Origin of the sequence: Clostridium oryzae (genome assembly GCF_002029235.1) — a bacterium.
Taxonomy (GTDB): Bacteria; Bacillota; Clostridia; order Clostridiales; family Clostridiaceae; genus Clostridium_AE; species Clostridium_AE oryzae.
Map to the genome: position 1 here is coordinate 1 of NZ_MZGV01000160.1, position 1205 is coordinate 1205.

Sequence of the window (1205 nt, forward strand, 5' to 3'; positions counted from 1 at the left end):
TATCATCAAGTTCCATTTCTCCATATCCTACAGATTTATTTAACCATTAAACTATACCTTATATAATATTAAACCCAATTTTCTACATCTAACTCCTCAATGTCTGAAAAATGCTTAATATTATTTGTAACAAGTAAATAATCGTTACAAATAGAAAACGCCATAATAAATACATCTGCATCTTCAATTGTCTTTCCCTTATTCCTAAGTCCAGCATAAATTTCTGCAGACTTATCTAAGATTTCAGTTGTTAACTTTCCAATCTCAAACAACTCGCAGAATTCATTAAAAACTTCAAGCTTTTTAGTTGCACCAATAGCAATTAGTCCTCTTTTTATTTCATAATAAGTTATTGGATTTATCACTATGTTATTTCCAGCTTTAAGTGAATCTCTTAATTTTTCATCTATTCCATGACTACCCTTCAATAGATAAGAAAATATGTTAGTATCTAACACAAACGTCTTTCCCATTGTTATAAATCTACCTTTCTTGATATATTCATCCTTTTAGCCAGAACTGTATCAAATTTGCTGATAACATCATCAGGCTCATTTTTTAAAATCCCATTTAATCTATCAATGGCTCTTAACTTTGTTTCCAATATATCATTAGGCTCTACATATTCATCTAATATTGTTATAATTGCTGCTTTGTTTTTATCTATTTTAATATTTCCAATAGGCACAAAATTTTTCCCATCATAATATCCTTTTATAGCTAACATGTATTCCATCTCCTCTCATATATATTTCTCAATCATCCTTTTATCTATATTGATATTATATACCATATAGAAATTATTCTAAACTATTTGTACTAATAATTTTATTGCTCATGTATAATATAAATTTCTATTTCCCAATATTATGATTATTTTCTACGTTAAGTGCATGAAGATTGTTTCCATTGTATTCAAGTCCCAAGGTGCTGGTTTTTCATCAACTTTAACAAATCCATATTTCTCATATAGATTGATATGGTCACTTACAAGATACACTTTGTCAAATCTTAATTCTTTTGCATATTTTAATGCAAACAAAATTAATTTTTCACTCAATCTATTACCCCTGTATTGTTCTCCTACAAACACATATCCAATATAAGGAGTGTAGGTAACATGTGGTATACAGTCAGTTTTCGCTAATGTGCAATAGCCTGCTATATTGTCATTATCTATTGCAACAAAAACTCTTTCCCAGTCA

General features: G+C 28.4%; 3 protein-coding genes. All 3 read right to left on the bottom strand.

The genetic code is table 11. From position 1 onward, the window contains the following. Positions 1–68: 68 nt before the first annotated feature. Positions 69–473, bottom strand: coding sequence for a type II toxin-antitoxin system VapC family toxin (locus CLORY_RS22820; RefSeq protein WP_079428889.1), 405 nt, complete (start codon positions 471–473; stop codon positions 69–71). 2 nt (positions 474–475) lie between these two features. Next, positions 476–727: a hypothetical protein gene (locus CLORY_RS22825; protein WP_079428891.1), complete on the bottom strand. Its 252-nt coding sequence runs from the start codon at positions 725–727 to the stop codon at positions 476–478. Between the two features lie 153 nt (positions 728–880). Continuing rightward, a partial coding sequence (locus CLORY_RS22830) for a GNAT family N-acetyltransferase (protein WP_079428893.1) occupies positions 881–1205 on the bottom strand: 325 nt, incomplete at its 5' end.